This window comes from Glutamicibacter sp. BSL13, from assembly GCF_052928425.1.
On the sequence record NZ_JAVGCZ010000031.1, the window covers coordinates 17,881 to 32,918 of the forward strand.

Genomic DNA, 15,038 nt, shown 5'->3' on the forward strand with positions numbered 1-15,038 from the left:
GGTTTGGCTAGCGGAACCCGCCGCGGGGCTCACTTCAAGGTGCAGGTGGGCAGCTGCTGCGGGTCGGTTCCCGAGGCGATGCGGCTCAGGGCCTGGCGGGCCTCGGCCAGGGTGGACACCTTCACCACGTCCAGGTCCTTGGGGACCCGGTCCTGCACGTCGGGGCAGTTATCGGCCGGGGCCAGGAACACCTCGGCGCCGGCGCGCTGGGCGGCGGCCATCTTCTGCGCGATCCCGCCAATGGGTTCGACCTTGCCGTCATCGGTGATCGCCCCGGTGCCGGCCACGTGGGTGTCCCCGGCCAGGGAGCCTTCGGTGAGCTGGTCGATGATGGCCAGGGCGAACATCATCCCGGCGCTGGGTCCCCCGATGTCCTCCACCCCGAAGTTCACGTCCATGGGGAAGGTGTATTCCGGCTTCAGGAACACGCCAATTTGCCGGGTCCCGTCCTCGGCCGCGGCGGTGCTCACCTCTTCGTCCACCGATTGGCCCTCACGCTTGACGGTCAGTGTGGACGGCTTTGTCCCCTGGCGGGTCAGGGCCTGCTTCAGCTGGGCCAGGTCCTTGATGGGTTCACCGTTGATCTTCTCCAGTTCGTCCCCCTCACGCAGGGCGCCCTGGTTGAGCGGATCGCCGAAGCCCACCACCTGCAGGGTGGTTGTGAAGGGGATCTGCAGTTCATTCAGGGCCGCGGCCACCGACAGCTCCTGGCTGGAGGCCATCAGCGAATCGTTCTGCTGGCTCAGCTCATCGCTGGTCACCCCGCGCGGCAGCACGGTCTCTTCCTGCACCACGTCCTTGGTGGGATTCACCAACGCCTCCAGGATCACCGGGACGGTCACCCGGTGCTGCCCGCCACCCTGGACGTAGACCGTGGTCATGTCCAACTGGCTTTCGGTCTCAAAGGTCTGGGCGTCCTTGATGCTCAACAGCTGATGTCCGTCCAGCTCGCCCAGCGTGTTGACCACCGGACCCGGTGATTCGACCACAAAGTTGGTGGGCAGGAAGGAAATCACCGCCACCAGCAGCAGCGCAATGGTTCCGGCGATGGTGCCGCGCGGCCGAGGGGAGCTGGTGGTTGCGGATTCCCGCGTTTGGGCTGGGTCAGCTCCTGGCAGTGGTTCCATCTCTTGCACGTAAGTCGCTCCCGCCGCGGACATAAAAGTTGTGGCTCGGCCATTTGGGGACAAACGACCACTCCTAGCCTACTGAATAAGCCCAGGGAACTTCATCCGCACACAGAGGTATATTCGGTGTGCCGAAAGCGAACTGGTGCGTGGATCTATGTCAACGCTCAGCTCGAACGGGTACTTTTATTACATGGCACAGAACCCACCAAATAATCGACCGCACGGGTCGGACGACGAGAATGACCCACAGGATCCTTTTGCTGCGATGTTTGGACAACTCTTCGGTGGTGGATTCGATCCCAACAATCTTCCACCGCAGTTGCGGGCCGCGCTGGGCGACCAGGCGAACAATCCCGCGGCAATGCAGCAGATGATGCAACAGGCCCAGGCCTTCATGTCGGCGATGATGCAGTCCAATCCCGCCGAGGGCTCGGTGAATTGGAAGCTGGCTTCGGACACCGCGCTGCAGGCCTACGCCAGCGAAGACCCGGCCGTGAGCGAATCGCGGCGCAGCGCCATCGCCGACGCCTCCCACCTGGCCGGCATGTGGCTGGATAACGCGACCGTCTTTGAAGGCACCGGCATGCCGCTGGAGGCGTGGACCCGCCGCAAGTGGTTCGACAAGACCCTGGGCACCTGGAAGCAGCTGACCGAGCCGATCGCCGAATCGGTGATCAAGGCGATCACCTCCTCGATGCAGGAGCAGCTGCCCGAACAGATCAAGGGCATGCTGGGCAATTCCGACCAGATCTTCCGCAACCTGGGCGGCAGCATGTTCGGTGCCCAGCTGGGCACCGCGCTGGGCACCCTGGCCAAGGACGTGTTGGGCGGCACGGACATTGGTCTGCCCCTGGCGGGGAATACCCCGGGGCTGGTGGCCACCAACGTGCAGGCCTTTGGCGAGGGGCTGGAGATCCCGGAGCAGGAAATCCTGCTGTACGTGGTGCTGCGTGAGGCCGCCCATGTGCGCCTGTTCCAGCGGGTCCCGTGGCTGTCCTCGAAGCTGATCGGCGCGGTGGAAAGCTACGCTCGGGGCATCCACATCGACATGTCCCGCATCGAAGAGGCGGTGCGCGATGTCGACCCGTCAAACCCGGAGTCCCTGCAGCAGATGCTCGGCGAGGGCCTGTTCACCCCGCAGCGCACCGAGGCGCAGGAACGGGCGCTGAAGAACCTGGAACTGACCCTGGCGCTCATCGAGGGCTGGGTGGACCATGTGGTCTCCCTGGCCGCGAAGAACCTGCCGTTCTCCGAGCACCTGCGAGAAACCTTCCGTCGCCGCCGTGCCTCGGGCGGGCCGGCGGAGAACACGTTCGCCTCCCTGGTGGGCCTGGAGCTGCGTCCCCGCCGCCTGCGCGAGGCCACCGCCCTGTGGGAGCACCTGGATGCCGAACGCGGTACCGAGGGCCGTGACGCGGTCTGGGGTCACCCGGACCTGATGCCCACCGCCGAGGATCTTGATGATCCGGCCAGCTTCACCAGCCGCCGGGAGACCGCGGCGTCGGAGTTCGAGGACTTTGACGCCCAGCTGGGCAAGCTGCTCGACGGCGGTTTTGAGGCCACCGATGATCCGCAGGATCCAGAAGACCCTGACGGCCCGCAGGAGCCGAAGCCGTAGCCAGACCGCCTCATTCGATCACGGGCTGGGCCCCGACGACCGTGGTCGTCGGGGCCCGGCCCGTTTCTCAAGGGATGCAGCCCCGGAAGGACGGCGAGCGCCGGCGGAGCGCTTAGCGGTGCTCCAGGTCCCCACCCTCATCCAGGTCCTCGAGCTGATCATCCGGGCGCCCCATCTCCCGGGCGTGGGCCCGGTAGCCGGCGCTAAAGGCCTTGAGGTATTCGTCGGCTTCGCGCCGCCGCTCGAAACGGTTCAGCAGCTCGTTGAAGCGCGGGCCGTGCCCGTCCGCCGGTTCCACCAGGTGGCACAGTTCGTGCACCAGCACATAGTCCTGAACCCATTGCGGCATGTACTGCAGGCGCGTGGAGAGCCGGATGCGGCGCTCGTACACGGTCGCCGAACCCCAGCGCTTGGTCTGGTTGCTGACCCAGCGCACCGAGACCGGTGCGGCCAAACCCCCGGTGTAGTGCCGGTCCAGGGCTATGGCCCGCTGCATCAACGCCTCATCACTTAGCGCCCAGTCGGTGGTGCGCTTGCGCTGACGGAACTTCTTGAGCATCTCCTCGACAAAGGTGCGTTCGGCCGATTCGGTCAATGCCGCCGGGACCGAGACGACAAAGCGGTCATCCTTCCACTGGGAGGAGACGGTCTTGCGTCGTTTGGTGGAACGCACGATGCGTACCGGGATGTCATCCTCGGCATAGAAATCCACTGTGGTGGGATGCGCTGGCATGCCAAGCCTCCGATTCTAGAAGTTCGTGCCCGGGCTGCCGGACGTGGAATCCCCACCCTAGGCCCGCACTCACCGCCCCGGGCGATGCGGGTCACCGGTTGGGGATAGACCGGCTGGCCCCGCGCCCCGCAGCGCGTTACCGCATCACGGTACGGGCCGGCGGCTCTCAGCCCTGGTTCACCAGGTCCAGCACGGCCTGCCCGTAGCGTTCAAGTTTGGATTTGCCCACCCCGGAAATCCGGCCCAGCTCCTGTAGCGTACCGGGTTTGTCCTCAGCAATGGCCATCAGCGTTGAATCGGTGAACACCACGAACGCGGGAACCGAGTTCGCCTGGGACACCTCACTGCGCCAGCCGCGCAGTGTCTCAAAGAGCTGCTCGTCGTAGGCGGCCGGACAGTCCGAGCACCGGCGCAGCTTGCGTTCACGGGCGTTGCTGAGGAACGAGCCGCATTCCCGGCACACGGCCGGCGTCAGTTTCTGTTCCTTGCGCCGCCGGCTTGGCTGGCGGGCCGAGGAATGCGGCACGGCGCGGATCCCGTCCAGGAAGCGTGAGGGCTGGCGGTGGGCGCGTCCTCCTGGTGTGCGGGCCAACGACCAGGAGAGGAACAGCTGCAGCCGGGCCCTGGTGATCCCCACGTACAGCAGTCGCCGTTCCTCGTCGTAGCCGGCCTGGTCCTTGGCATAGGTGATCGGCACCAGCCCGTCACTGAGCCCGGCCAAGAAGACCACATCCCATTCCAGGCCCTTGGCCGCATGGAAGGAGGCCAGGGTGACCCCGTTCAGCGTGGGCGCGTGCTGGGTGGCGGCGCGCTCCTCAAGTTCGGTGATGATCTCCCGCAGGGTAATCTGCTCGCCTCCCTGTTCGCGGGCGGCGGCCATGTCGTCGGCCAGACGCACCAGCGCCGAGAGCGATTCCCAGCGTTGGCGTTGGGCCCCGCCGGCCGCCGGCGGCTGGGGGGCGTAGCCGTGGGAGGAAAGCACGTCGCGCACCATCTGGGGTGCCGGGATCTCCGATTCCACGTGCAGGGCCGCGCGCAGCGCGAGCATCCCCTCCTTGACCTCGGTGCGGGAGAAGAAGCGTTCGGCGCCGCGCATCACGTACGGGATGGAGTGTGCGGTCAGGGCCTGTTCGAAGGCCTCGGACTGGCCGTTGGTGCGGTACAGGATGGCGATTTCACTGACGTCCTGGCCGTTGCCCAGCAGTGCCTTGATCCGCTGGGCGACTTCCTCCGCCTCGTGCGCGTCATCACTGGCCTCGAAGAACTCCGGCTCCGGGCCGTGCTCGCGCTGGGCGATCAGCTCCAGGGGTTCAGGCCAGGTGACCGTGCGGTCCGGCACGGAGGTTTCAATGCGGCGCGTGGCCAGGATCTTGTTGGCCAGGGCCACCACTTCGGGGGTGGAACGGTAGTCGCGCACCAGCTTGACCACGTCAGCCTCCGGGTAGCGTTGGCGGAACTTCAGCAGGTAGTCGGAGGTCGCCCCGGTGAACGAGTAGATGGTCTGGGAAGCGTCTCCCACCACGCAGATGTCCCGCCGCTCCCCCAGCCACAAATCCAGCAGGCGCTGCTGCAGCGGGGAAACGTCCTGGTACTCATCCACCACGAAGTGCCGGTACTGGGCACGCACGCTGGCCGCGACCTTCTCATCGTCCTCCAGGATGGCGGCGGTGAGCATCAGGACGTCTTCAAAGTCGATGACCTGGCGGTCGTCCTTCAGCTCCTCATAGGTCTGGAAGATGCGCACCATCGTCACCGGCTCCAGCCCGTTGGGCAGCTCCCGGCCCTCGACCACCTTGGCGTAGGTTTCCACCGAATGCATCGAGACCTTCGCCCACTCAATTTCGGAGGCCAGGTCGCGCACCATCGCCCGGTCGCTGGAAATGCGCAACCGGCGCGCGCTTTCGGCCACCAACGGCGCCTTGTGCTCAATCAGGTTCGGCAGGGTGCCGCCAATGGATTGCGGCCAGAAGTACTGCAGCTGGCGCAGCGCCGCAGCATGGAAGGTGCGGGTCTGCACCCCGTTGGCGCCCAGGTGGCGCAGCCGGGTGCGCATCTCCGCTGCGGCACGGGTGGTGAAGGTCAGGGCCAGCACGGTGTTGGGCTGGTACACCCCCGTATAGACCCCGTGGGCGATGCGGTGGGTGATTGCCCGGGTCTTGCCGGTGCCCGCCCCGGCCAGGATGCACAGCGGTCCGGTCAGGCTTTCGGCCGCACGGCGCTGCTCGGCGTCCAGGCCCGCCAGCAGATCCGGGCTCACGCTGGACTGCTCGCTCATCGGGCGCCCGCCTCCGGCAGGGGCTGGCCGTACCAGTCGCGGATCAGGGCGTGGGCAATGGAGACCCCGCGCGGGATCTGGATGCTGCCGGCGGCCAGTTCCCGGCCCAGTTCCGCCCGGGAGAACCAGCGCAGGTCCAGGATTTCCAGTCCGTCGGGCACCAGGTCGGTGGTTTGGGCGTGCGCCGTATAGCCAAGCATCAGCGAGCGCGGCAGCGGCCAGGGCTGGGAGCCGCGGTAGTGGCATTCATCAACGCGCACCCCGGATTCCTCGAAGACCTCGCGCCGCACCGCCGATTCGCAGGATTCCCCGGCCTCAACGAAGCCGGCCAGCACCGAGTACACGGTCGTGTTCCAGCGGGCGTTGGCCCCGAGCAGGATCCGGTCCTGGTCATCGATGATGGCCACGATCACCGCCGGGTCGGTGCGGGGAAAGAGCTCATGCCCGTTCTTCACGCATTTAAGCACCCACCCGGCCGTGGTGGGGTGCACGGGGGAACCGCATTCGGGGCAGAAGTTGTAGCTGCGCCGCCAGTTGGTGATCGCCTGGGCGATTAGCATCAGGTGCTGGTGTTCGGGCCGCAGTTGGGTGAACGCGGTGCGCAGGTCCAGCTGCTCGTGGTGGGCCGGGGCCATCTGCTGCGGCAGCAGGGCCACCACGTAGTCGTGCTGCGCCGCGCGCCCCAGGTAGATGTACTCCCCGCCCTCGGGCAGGGTGGAGGATGGGCCAGGCACCAGCGCCAGCCCGCCGGCATCGGCCAGGGCCCTGCCCTCGACCATGCTCATGACCAGGGTGCTCTCACGTTGCAGAACCTGTTGCAGCAGATCCGGTTCATCATATTCGATAATCTGCCGTTCGAACCGGGCCTCCGCGAAGCTCAGGTCCTCCAGGGGCAGGTGGTATTTCTCTGCAAGCGCCATATCTACAACTTTAGGCGTGCTGTCAAAATACGGGTGGCCGCGGGCCCCGGAGTGTGGGCGACCCCACCCTGCTTCCCCCAGGGCCACACGGGGCCCACCGATTTGCGGTGACATACCGTGAGTCTTTGGCCATCAGCACTGTGCCGGTAGTTTACGGTGGAACATGTGAAACGCTCTGCCATGGAACTCGCCGCAATTGCCACCGCAGCAGTGCCCGGTCTCTGCCCGGTTGGCTACGCTGCGTTGTCCGATGACCCCGAAGATTTTGATTCGGCGCTGCTCATCGACGACAAGAAAAACCGTTGGCGGGTGCGTTCGCCCAAACACGATGAGGCCAGCATGCGCTTGGAGGCCGAGCTGTCGGCGCTGCGCGCTTTTTCGGCCAAGGTCCGCGCCGCGCTGCCCTTCGCGCTGCCGGCGATAGCCGGCACCGTCCGCCAGGGACCGCTGCGCACCTTCGTCTACAAGGACCTGCCCGGACACGGGGTGATGCTGGAGGACCTGGTGCAGCTGGGTGAACCGCTGGCCCGGGAGCTGGGCAACACGATGGCCGCGATCCACAAGATCCCGGATGAATCGGTGGAGGTCGCCGGGCTGCCCACCTACACGGCCGACGAGGTGCGCCAGCGCAAGCTCAACGAACTGGACACCGCCGCCGCCACCGGCAAGGTTCCCAGCCGGCTGCTGCGCCGTTGGGAGCACGCGATGGAAGACGTGTCGCTGTGGCGGTTTAATGCCGCGGTGGTCCACGGCTCCTTCGATGAGGAGCAGCTGCAGGTGCTGGGCAGTCGCATCACCGCCGTGAAGGGGTGGACCGACCTGCATGTGGGCGACCCGGCCGAGGACTTCGCCTGGCTTTCGGCGGTGGAGGATCACGAGTTCGGCGACAAGGTGTTTGCCGCATACATGCAGGCCCGCGCCGACAAGGCCGACCCGCACATCATGCGCCGCGCGGCGCTGAACGCCGAGTTCGCCCTGGCCCAGTGGCTGGTGAAGTCCCTGGATTCGAAGGACGATGAACGCATCGACGACGCCGAGCAGATGCTGCACGAGCTGGATGAGAACATCGCCGAGTACGGCGGCCAGCCGCTGTCCGTGGTTGAGGAGCCGCGACCGGTCAGCTCCGTGTTCGGCAAGCCGCAGCAGGAGCAGGACCCGGCCAACGAGCAGGGCAGCACCGCGCACGGCGAGGATTCAAACACCGCCAGCGCGCCGGATTCCTCCCAACGGGTCTCCAAGCTGCCCGAGCCTGCGCAGGCCCAGCCGGCCGGGGCCGATGAGGCAGCCAAAGATGAGGCAGCCAAGGATGAGGCAGCCAAGGATGAGACCGAAACGGGCCGGGAGGCGGACCAGCAGGAAACTGTGGCCCCCGAAACCGGCGGAACCCACACCGGCTCCACCGCGGCCAAGCAGCCCCCGGCACCGGAGCAGGATTCGACAAAATAGGTCATGGCTCACGGGCCCCGGCCGCGGCGGCACCCGTGGATGCTGCTGCGGCCGGGGCCCGTGGCGTTACCCCTGTCGGGTTGAATGCTGCTTGGTTCAGCCCTGCCGGGTTGGTTCGTCCAGCTGCTCGAACGCGGCGCCGATCATCTGTTCCAGCTCCGCTTCGGACTGCAGCTGCTGGGCGTGGATGGTGATCCCGGCCCCCACATAGTAGAAGGCGGCCTGGATTTCCTCCAGCGGAATCCCGTGCAGGCGTGACCAGCCCAACCGGTACACGGCCAGCTGCACCAGTTTGTCCTTCAATGACTTGCCGCTGGGCACGTGCCCGGTCTTCCAGTCCACCAGCAGCCAATGCCCCTCAGCGGTGCGGAACACCGCATCGATCCGGCCGCGCACCGCAATATCCCCGATGCGGGTTTCCAGGGGCACTTCCACGTGCACCGGTTGGCGTTCGGCCCATTCGCTTTGCCGGAACGCCTGCTTCATCCCCTCCAGGTCCAGGGTGTCGTCGATCAGCGCGTCGGCCGGTTCCAGGATCTCCCCCAGGTCCAGCATCTGGGTCTGTTCGTAGTATTCCTCTAGCCAGGCGTGGAACGCGGTACCGCGTCGTGCCGCCATGCCGGGGCGCCGCGGCACCGGGCGGCGCAGGTTCTCCAGCACCTCCTGCGGGTTCTCGGCCAATTCCACAAACAGGGAGGCCCGCACGTGTTCGGGCTTGTGCACACCGTGCTCCTGCTGGGCGGCGAACTGGCGTTGGGCGAGCAGCCGTGCGGCCTCCTCCGCCCAGGCCTGGCCCTGCTCGGTCTGCATCACCGCCTCCTGCGGGGTTTGGGCCGCCCCCAGCACCCCCTCGGCCATGGTCTGCAGGACTTCGCGGCGCGAGTACGGGTAGGCGGTGCGTGGGTTGCCCCCGGTGACCTCCGGCCCCTGCAAAGGGTCGTAGGGCCAGCGCGCCTCAACCGGTTGGGAGCGGGTTGGGTTGGCTTCCGGCGCATGCTCGTCCTGCACCCACACCCCGATCTCGGCCCCAGGGGTAGGGCCCTCGGCCAGCGGCAGCAGCTGCTCTATGAAGATCGATGGGCTTGAGGGTTTGGTGCGGGTCCCGTACCAGACGCTGCAGCTGCAGATCAGCAGCGATTTAGCACGGGTCAGCGCCACATAGGCCAGACGGCGTTCTTCCTGTTCATTGTGCTCTGCCACGTCGGCGGCGAACTGCTTCTCGGCTTCGAGCAGCTCAAAAAAGGAGGCCTGGTCGGTGTCCCACTGCGGCAGGTCACGGCGGTCACCGCGCAGCGGCCAGGGCAGGGCCGCGTCCCCGCTGGTCCAGCGGTCCGAGGTGCGGTCCGGGAACACGCCCTCATTCATTGACATCACCGCCACGATGTCCCATTCCAGTCCCTTGGAGGCGTGGATGGTCAGCAGCTGCACGCTGTTTGGGTCGGCGTCCTGGGCCGGCAGCGGCAGCCCCTTCTCCTTGTCGGCCGCCTGCTCCAGCCAGTACAGGAACCCGGTCAGGTCCGCCTGCGGCGCGTGGCGGCAGTAATCCTTGATGACATCGGCAAAAGCGTCCAGGTTGGCCCGCCGCTGCCCTGGCTCCACCCAGGGCCGGGCCGCGACCTCGATGTCCAGGTTCATGGCGCGCTCAATTTCCCTGACCAGGGCCTCGAGGTCGTCGTTTGCCAGCAGCCGCAGCCGGCGCAGTTCATCACGCAGGCTGCTCAGCCGCAGGTACCCGCTCTCGCTCAGTGTCCTCCCATCGGCGCTGGTCCAGCCAGCCGGCGGCAGGAAGTCCAGCGCCTCAATCAGGCTCGCGGCGTCGTTGACCTCCGCCCGGGCCAGGGTTTGCTCATCTTCTTGCGCGTCCTGCACCAGCAGCTGCGCTTCGAGGGTTCCGGTCAGGGCGTGTTCACGGCGCCGGGCCAGGAAACGGGACCAGTCGGCGAAGGCCATCAGGTCCGCCGGGCCGATGCGCCAGCGGGCGCCGGCCAGCAGCCGCATCAGCTTGTCGCTGCGCAGCGGGTCCACCAGCACGTGCAGACAGGAGACCAGGTCGTTGACTTCCGGGGTGCTCAACAGCCCGGAGAGCCCCACCAGCTGGTACGGGATTTCCTTCTCGGAAAGCACCTGGGCCATCAGGCCCAGCTGGGCGCGGTTGCGGCTGAGCACCGCAGCGGTGGTCTCCTGGCCTGCGGAGCGGCGCTGGAGGATTTCTGTCTCGATCGTTTGGGCGATCGCTTCGGCTTCCTGCCGGTCGGTCGCACAGCGGTTGAGCACCACCCGCCCGGGCTGGGCGTGGGCGGAGGCCTCCAGCGGTTTGACAGCCACCGGGCCGGGAGCCTGCTGTCCGCTGCCGGAGACCAGGTTGGCCGCCTGCAGCACGTTGACCGTGTTGCGCCAGGCGATCGTCAGGTGGCGCACGTGGGCGTTGCGCCGCTGCCCGTCCGGCTCGACGATGGGAAATTCGTTGGGAAAGTGGAAGAGCTGTCCGGCGCTGGCTCCGCGGAAACCGTAGATGGACTGGTTCGGGTCCCCCACCGCGGTGACCGGGTGTCCGTCGCCGAAGAGCTGGGAGAAGAGCACCATCTGGGCGTGGGAGGTGTCCTGGAACTCGTCAAGCAGCACCACCTTGTACTTGGAGCGTTCGGCCACCGCTGCGGCCGGGATCTGCTCGGCGATGCGTGCGGCGTGGGCGACCAGGTCCCCGTAGTCCATGACCCCGCGCCGCGCCTTCTCCTCGGCGTAGCGCTGGCTGAGTTCGGCGATGGTGGCCCGCGAGGCGATCTTGTCGATGAGTTTGCCGGCGACCGCGGTCTGCGCCTTGTCCTTGTCCGGGTACATGGGCAGGTGGCGCAGCCGCTGCTCCAGGTCCCGCAGCCAGGCTTCGGCCTGCGCGGTGCCCACCAGGTGTTCGGAGGCCTCGGAGGAGAAGCTGACGATCGCGTTGATCAGGGTGCTGGTGGCGCTGCCCAGGTGTTCGTAGTCCCCGGTGTAGGCCTCAAGCACCTCGCTGGCCAATTCCCAGGATTGGGCGGCCCCCAGCAGGGCGCTGTCCTCTTCAATGCCCAGGCGCAGCCCGTAGTCTTGCACGAGCGTGTTCGCGTAGGAATGGTAGGTGGACACGGACGGGTCCAGGTAGTCCTCGGTGGTCTGCCCATCCAGCAGGCCGGTGTTCACCAGCGCGGCGATCTTCGCGCGGATGCGGGCGGACAGTTCTCCGGCGGCCTTGCGGGTGAAGGTCACCCCGAGCACTTCCTCCGGGCGCACCAGCTCGTTGGCCACCAGCCAGACAACCTTGTCGGCCATGGTCTTGGTTTTCCCGGACCCGGCCCCGGCGATGACCAGCATCGGTTCCAGCGGGGCGCAGATGATCCGGCTTTGCTGTTCGGTGGGCGGGAACTGTTCGCCCAGGGCGGCGGAGAGCTCTTCGGGGGTAAAGCGGATCTCACTCATGGTTCGGTCACCTGTCGTCCTTCGCTGCACAAGGGGCAGATGTCTGGCAGGGCGCACCCGCTGGAGAATCCGGCGCCGCGCGAGGCATCGTGCCGGGTCACGAACTCGGCGTCGCCCATCAGGGCCGCGGCCTCGATGATCAGCTGCTGCGCCCAGTCATCGGTGGGGGCCTGCTGGGTGCGCAGGCTCGGCTTTTTGGTGTTGGATCCCACGAACACCAGGGCCGCCCCGGCCGGTTCGGCCGGCAGGTGGCTGGTTTCGGGGGTGGAGTCCAGGGCCCCGAGCGTGATGGCGGCCTGGTAGACGCCCAGCTGCGGGTGGGTTAGCGCGTCCTTGGCGGAGGGCATCCGGGCCCCGGTCTTCAAATCCACCACATAGGGCCGGCCCTGCCCGTCCACCTCGATGCGGTCAATGACCCCGCGCAGTTCCACCTCCCGCCCCTCATGGGGCACCGGCACGTTGAACGGCAGTTCGCGGGCGACCAGGGAGCGCCCCTCGGAGCGCATCTGCAGCGAGTACAGGGCCAGCTTCTTCAGCATCTCCTCGGCCCGGTCATGGTCGCGCCTGCCTTCCCAGTTGTTCGGCATTTCCAGTTCCGGCCACCGCTCATCGAGCACCTTCAGGTATTCGCTGCCGGCGGCGTCGGGGTGCTCCTCGGCGATGGAGTGGATCAAGGTGCCCAGCGAGGCGGCAAAGTCCACGGCGCTTTGCCCGCCGGCGGCCTGCACGAACCAGTTCAGCGGCGAGGCATGCACCGCCTCCACCTTGGAGGGCGAGACCCGGATGGGCTGGTCCTGGGGGAAGACCGGGGCCTGGGTGCTCAGCGGCGCCAATCCCCACCAGGTGGCCGGGGCCGCCCCGCGCACCGCCGGCTGTGCCGCGGTGAGCTGGCCCAGGACCGCCACCGCATCCTGGGCGACCGCGGAGACCGTCTGGGAGGAGTCCTGCTGCCAGGCGCCCATGGCGGCGGCGATGTGGCTTTCGGCCTCGCAGCGCAGCTCGGCGACCAGGGAGGGCAGGGACCGGATCCGGGGCACCGCGGTGTAGCTGCCCTGCTGGTCCGCGGCGGGGTCGATGATCTGCAGGAAGGAGGAGGGCTGCTGTTCCTCGCTGGCCACGGCGGTGCAGATCAGTGACTGGCTGGCGCGGGAGATCGCGTTGGAGAAGGAGCGCAGCTCGTCGTTGCGGATTTCGCGCACCAGCCGGCTGGGGGTGCGGGTGCCAAGGAAACCGACCCCGTGCTCCACCGCCTCGGCCAGCGCGTTGGAGCCGAGCAGTTCACCGCGCAGCCGCAGGTTGGGCCAGGAGCCCTCCTGCAGCCCCGGGACGAACACGACCGGCCATTGCCGGCCGGCGGCTGCCGCGGTGGTCAGCACCGTGACGGTCTGGTCGCTGGCCGAACGGCTGGCCAGGGAGTCCATGGGCAGCTCCTGTTCCAGGATGTGTTCGACGAACTGTTCGACACTGGCCCCGGGCAGCTGGTCAACGAAGCGTTCAGCCGCCTGGAACACGGAGAGCACCGCGTCCAGGTCGTGGTCGGCGCGGCGGGCCGCCGGTCCGGTGCCCAATGCCTCGGTACGCCAGGCCTCGGCCCGGCCGCTGGCCTCCCACAACGCCCACAGGGCGGTTTCCGGGGTGGCGTTGCCGGTGGCCAGTTCTTCGCGCAGGCGCTGGTACATGCCCAGGAGGCGTTCCAGCCCACGGGCCACCGGGCCCAGGTCCTGGGCCAGCTCCGGTTCATGCAGGGTGGCTTCGAGCAGTTCCTGGCTCGAACGCCGGCCTCCACCGGCACTGTCCTTCTGGCGCAGCAGCTGGCGCAGCCGCCGGATTTCCAGCGCGGTGCTCATCCCGTAGCGGGAGAGCAGCAGCGACTGCATGCGCAGCGGGTCCTCGTTGGCTTCGGGGTTCACCGCCAGCGCCAGCAGGTCCAGCAGCGGGCGCACCGCGTTCTCCTCCTTCAGCGGCACTTCCGCCGGAGGGGTGGTTACCGCGATTCCCTGGCCTTCCAGGAAGCGGCTGAGATTGCGCACCTGGGAGCCGGTGCGCACCACGATCGCCATCTCCGCCAGGGGGCGGTGTTCGTAGAGGTTCAGGTGCACGATGTGCTGGGCGAGGAACCGCTCCTCCTGGGTGGAGTTTTCAAATAGATGCGTTTGCACCGTTGCCGGGTGGGGATCTTCGCCGAACTCCAGGGTTCGGCCGTGCAGCCCGGCGGCCACCGGGACCCGGCGCACCACGCGTTTCCACGCCTGGGCGATGGCGGGGCCCATCCGGTAGCTGGTTTTCAGTTCGTAGATGCGAGCCGGGTTGCGGGGCGTTGAGTAGCGCTGGGTGAACTGTGCCAGCTCAGCGGCGCGGGCGCCGCGGAACCCCTGCACCACATTGTCGGGGGCGGCGAAGGCCACCAGGTTTCGGCCACGCCCCAGCAGGGTCAGCAGCCGGTGTTGGGAAAGGCTGGCCTCCTGCAGGTCATCGACCAGGACCAGCTGCAGCTGATCCTGTTCGGCGGCCAGGAATTCGGGGTTGGCTTCCAGCAGTTCCGCGGCCCGGGTGATCAGCCCGGCCGGGTCGAAGGCCTCGGCGCTGCCCAGGTCCAGCAGATCCCGGTACTCCTGGTAGAACATGGCCGCGGCCACCCATTCGCCGCGTTCGGCCTGCTCCCCCAGCTGCGCGATGTCGTCCGGTTCCAGGCCGAGTTCGGAGACCCGGTCAAAGAACTCACGCACCTCCTTGCGAAAACCCCGGGTGCCCACCGCCAGGCGCAGTTCCTCCGGCCACGGCGGGGATGGGGTCAGCCCCTGTTCGTGGCCTTCGAGCAGGTGCCCGAGCAAGGTGTCCTGTTCCGGCCCGGAGAGCAGGCGCGGGGCCCGCTCCACCATGGGCAGCAGCCCCTGCAGCCGGGCGCGGCGAATCAGGTCGAAGGCGTAGGCGGACCAGGTGCGCACCACCGGTTCGGTAAAGGTTTGCTCGGCCCGTGCGCTAAGTTCATTGCGCAACATGGCGGCGGTGTTGCGGGTGGGGGCCAGCACCAGCAGGGAGAGCGGGTCCAGCCCGGCACGCAGGCGCTGCACGGCGACTTCAACCAGCAACGTGGACTTTCCGGTTCCCGGGGCGCCGGCGACCAGTGAGGGTTGGCGCGAGGTGACCAGGTGATCCAGCAGTTCTGGGGTGCCCGTTGCCGTGTCTGCCGATTCGCTCATGGTTCCATCCCATCACGCGGCTCCGACGTTTTGGTTCCACGGCCCGCCCGCTGCCCGAAGGCTGGGTCGGTGCGCGGCCGCTCTTCATCCGCCCTGGAGGTCCGCGGCCCGTCGAGGCTGGCGGACAGTTCCTGGATTTGGCGCCACTGCCGGTCATTGGGCTGCCAACGGGCCCGGGCGACATCCACTCTGCCCCCGCGCCGGGGCATGCGCTCTTGATCCCAGTGGGCGCGCGCCTGCTCCAGCAGGGATGCGGTGATGTTGCC

Annotated in this window: 9 protein-coding genes; 2 read left to right on the top strand and 7 right to left on the bottom strand. The window is 67.6% G+C overall.

All coding sequences use genetic code 11. The features are described from left to right. Positions 1 to 29: 29 nt before the first annotated feature. The gene (locus tag RCJ92_RS07820) at positions 30 to 1,127 is read right to left on the bottom strand and encodes a YlbL family protein (protein WP_346921828.1); all 1,098 of its coding nucleotides are present in this window, start codon (positions 1,125 to 1,127) and stop codon (positions 30 to 32) included. Between the two features lie 268 nt (positions 1,128 to 1,395). Between RCJ92_RS07820 and RCJ92_RS07825 the strand changes: the two genes are divergently transcribed. Continuing rightward, the gene (locus RCJ92_RS07825) at positions 1,396 to 2,748 is read left to right on the top strand and encodes a zinc-dependent metalloprotease (RefSeq protein WP_446754258.1); all 1,353 of its coding nucleotides are present in this window, start codon (positions 1,396 to 1,398) and stop codon (positions 2,746 to 2,748) included. Between the two features lie 112 nt (positions 2,749 to 2,860). On the opposite strand, the gene RCJ92_RS07830 is transcribed toward RCJ92_RS07825, so the two are convergent. From RCJ92_RS07830 to nudC, 3 genes are all read right to left on the bottom strand, one after another. After that, entirely contained in the window at positions 2,861 to 3,481 is a 621-nt protein-coding gene (locus RCJ92_RS07830; RefSeq protein ID WP_446754259.1) for a SprT-like domain-containing protein, read from the bottom strand. Positions 3,482 to 3,647: 166 nt separating this feature from the next. Next, entirely contained in the window at positions 3,648 to 5,756 is a 2,109-nt protein-coding gene (locus RCJ92_RS07835; protein ID WP_446754260.1) for an ATP-dependent DNA helicase UvrD2, read from the bottom strand. After that, a complete protein-coding gene (gene nudC, locus RCJ92_RS07840) occupies positions 5,753 to 6,676 on the bottom strand; it encodes an NAD(+) diphosphatase (protein WP_446754261.1) in 924 nt (307 codons plus the stop codon). The genes RCJ92_RS07835 and nudC overlap by 4 nt, the downstream gene beginning before the upstream one ends. 165 nt (positions 6,677 to 6,841) lie before the next feature. Between nudC and RCJ92_RS07845 the strand changes: the two genes are divergently transcribed. Continuing rightward, positions 6,842 to 8,122, top strand: coding sequence for a phosphotransferase (locus RCJ92_RS07845; protein ID WP_421013929.1), 1,281 nt, complete (start codon positions 6,842 to 6,844; stop codon positions 8,120 to 8,122). Between the two features lie 96 nt (positions 8,123 to 8,218). Here the strand turns inward: RCJ92_RS07845 and RCJ92_RS07850 are convergent, their stop codons facing one another. From RCJ92_RS07850 to RCJ92_RS07860, 3 genes are all read right to left on the bottom strand, one after another. Then, complete coding sequence (locus RCJ92_RS07850) at positions 8,219 to 11,572, bottom strand: ATP-dependent helicase (RefSeq protein WP_446754262.1); 3,354 nt, start codon at positions 11,570 to 11,572, stop codon at positions 8,219 to 8,221. Beyond that, a complete protein-coding gene (locus tag RCJ92_RS07855; protein WP_446754263.1) occupies positions 11,569 to 14,772 on the bottom strand; it encodes an ATP-dependent helicase in 3,204 nt (1,067 codons plus the stop codon). Before RCJ92_RS07855 ends, RCJ92_RS07850 begins: the two co-directional genes overlap by 4 nt. Further along, positions 14,769 to 15,038, bottom strand: a 270-nt coding sequence (locus tag RCJ92_RS07860) for a hypothetical protein (RefSeq protein WP_446754264.1), incomplete at its 5' end; no start/stop codon positions are given. The genes RCJ92_RS07860 and RCJ92_RS07855, both read right to left, overlap by 4 nt.

Coding starts and splice junctions, on each gene's coding strand:
- RCJ92_RS07835 (WP_446754260.1), bottom strand. CDS start 5,756: ATGAGCGAGCAGTCCAGCGTGAGCCCGGATCTGCTGGCGGGCCTGGAC.
- RCJ92_RS07825 (WP_446754258.1), top strand. CDS start 1,396: ATGTTTGGACAACTCTTCGGTGGTGGATTCGATCCCAACAATCTTCCA.
- nudC (WP_446754261.1), bottom strand. CDS start 6,676: ATGGCGCTTGCAGAGAAATACCACCTGCCCCTGGAGGACCTGAGCTTC.
- RCJ92_RS07855 (WP_446754263.1), bottom strand. CDS start 14,772: ATGAGCGAATCGGCAGACACGGCAACGGGCACCCCAGAACTGCTGGAT.
- RCJ92_RS07850 (WP_446754262.1), bottom strand. CDS start 11,572: ATGAGTGAGATCCGCTTTACCCCCGAAGAGCTCTCCGCCGCCCTGGGC.
- RCJ92_RS07820 (WP_346921828.1), bottom strand. CDS start 1,127: ATGGAACCACTGCCAGGAGCTGACCCAGCCCAAACGCGGGAATCCGCA.
- RCJ92_RS07830 (WP_446754259.1), bottom strand. CDS start 3,481: ATGCCAGCGCATCCCACCACAGTGGATTTCTATGCCGAGGATGACATC.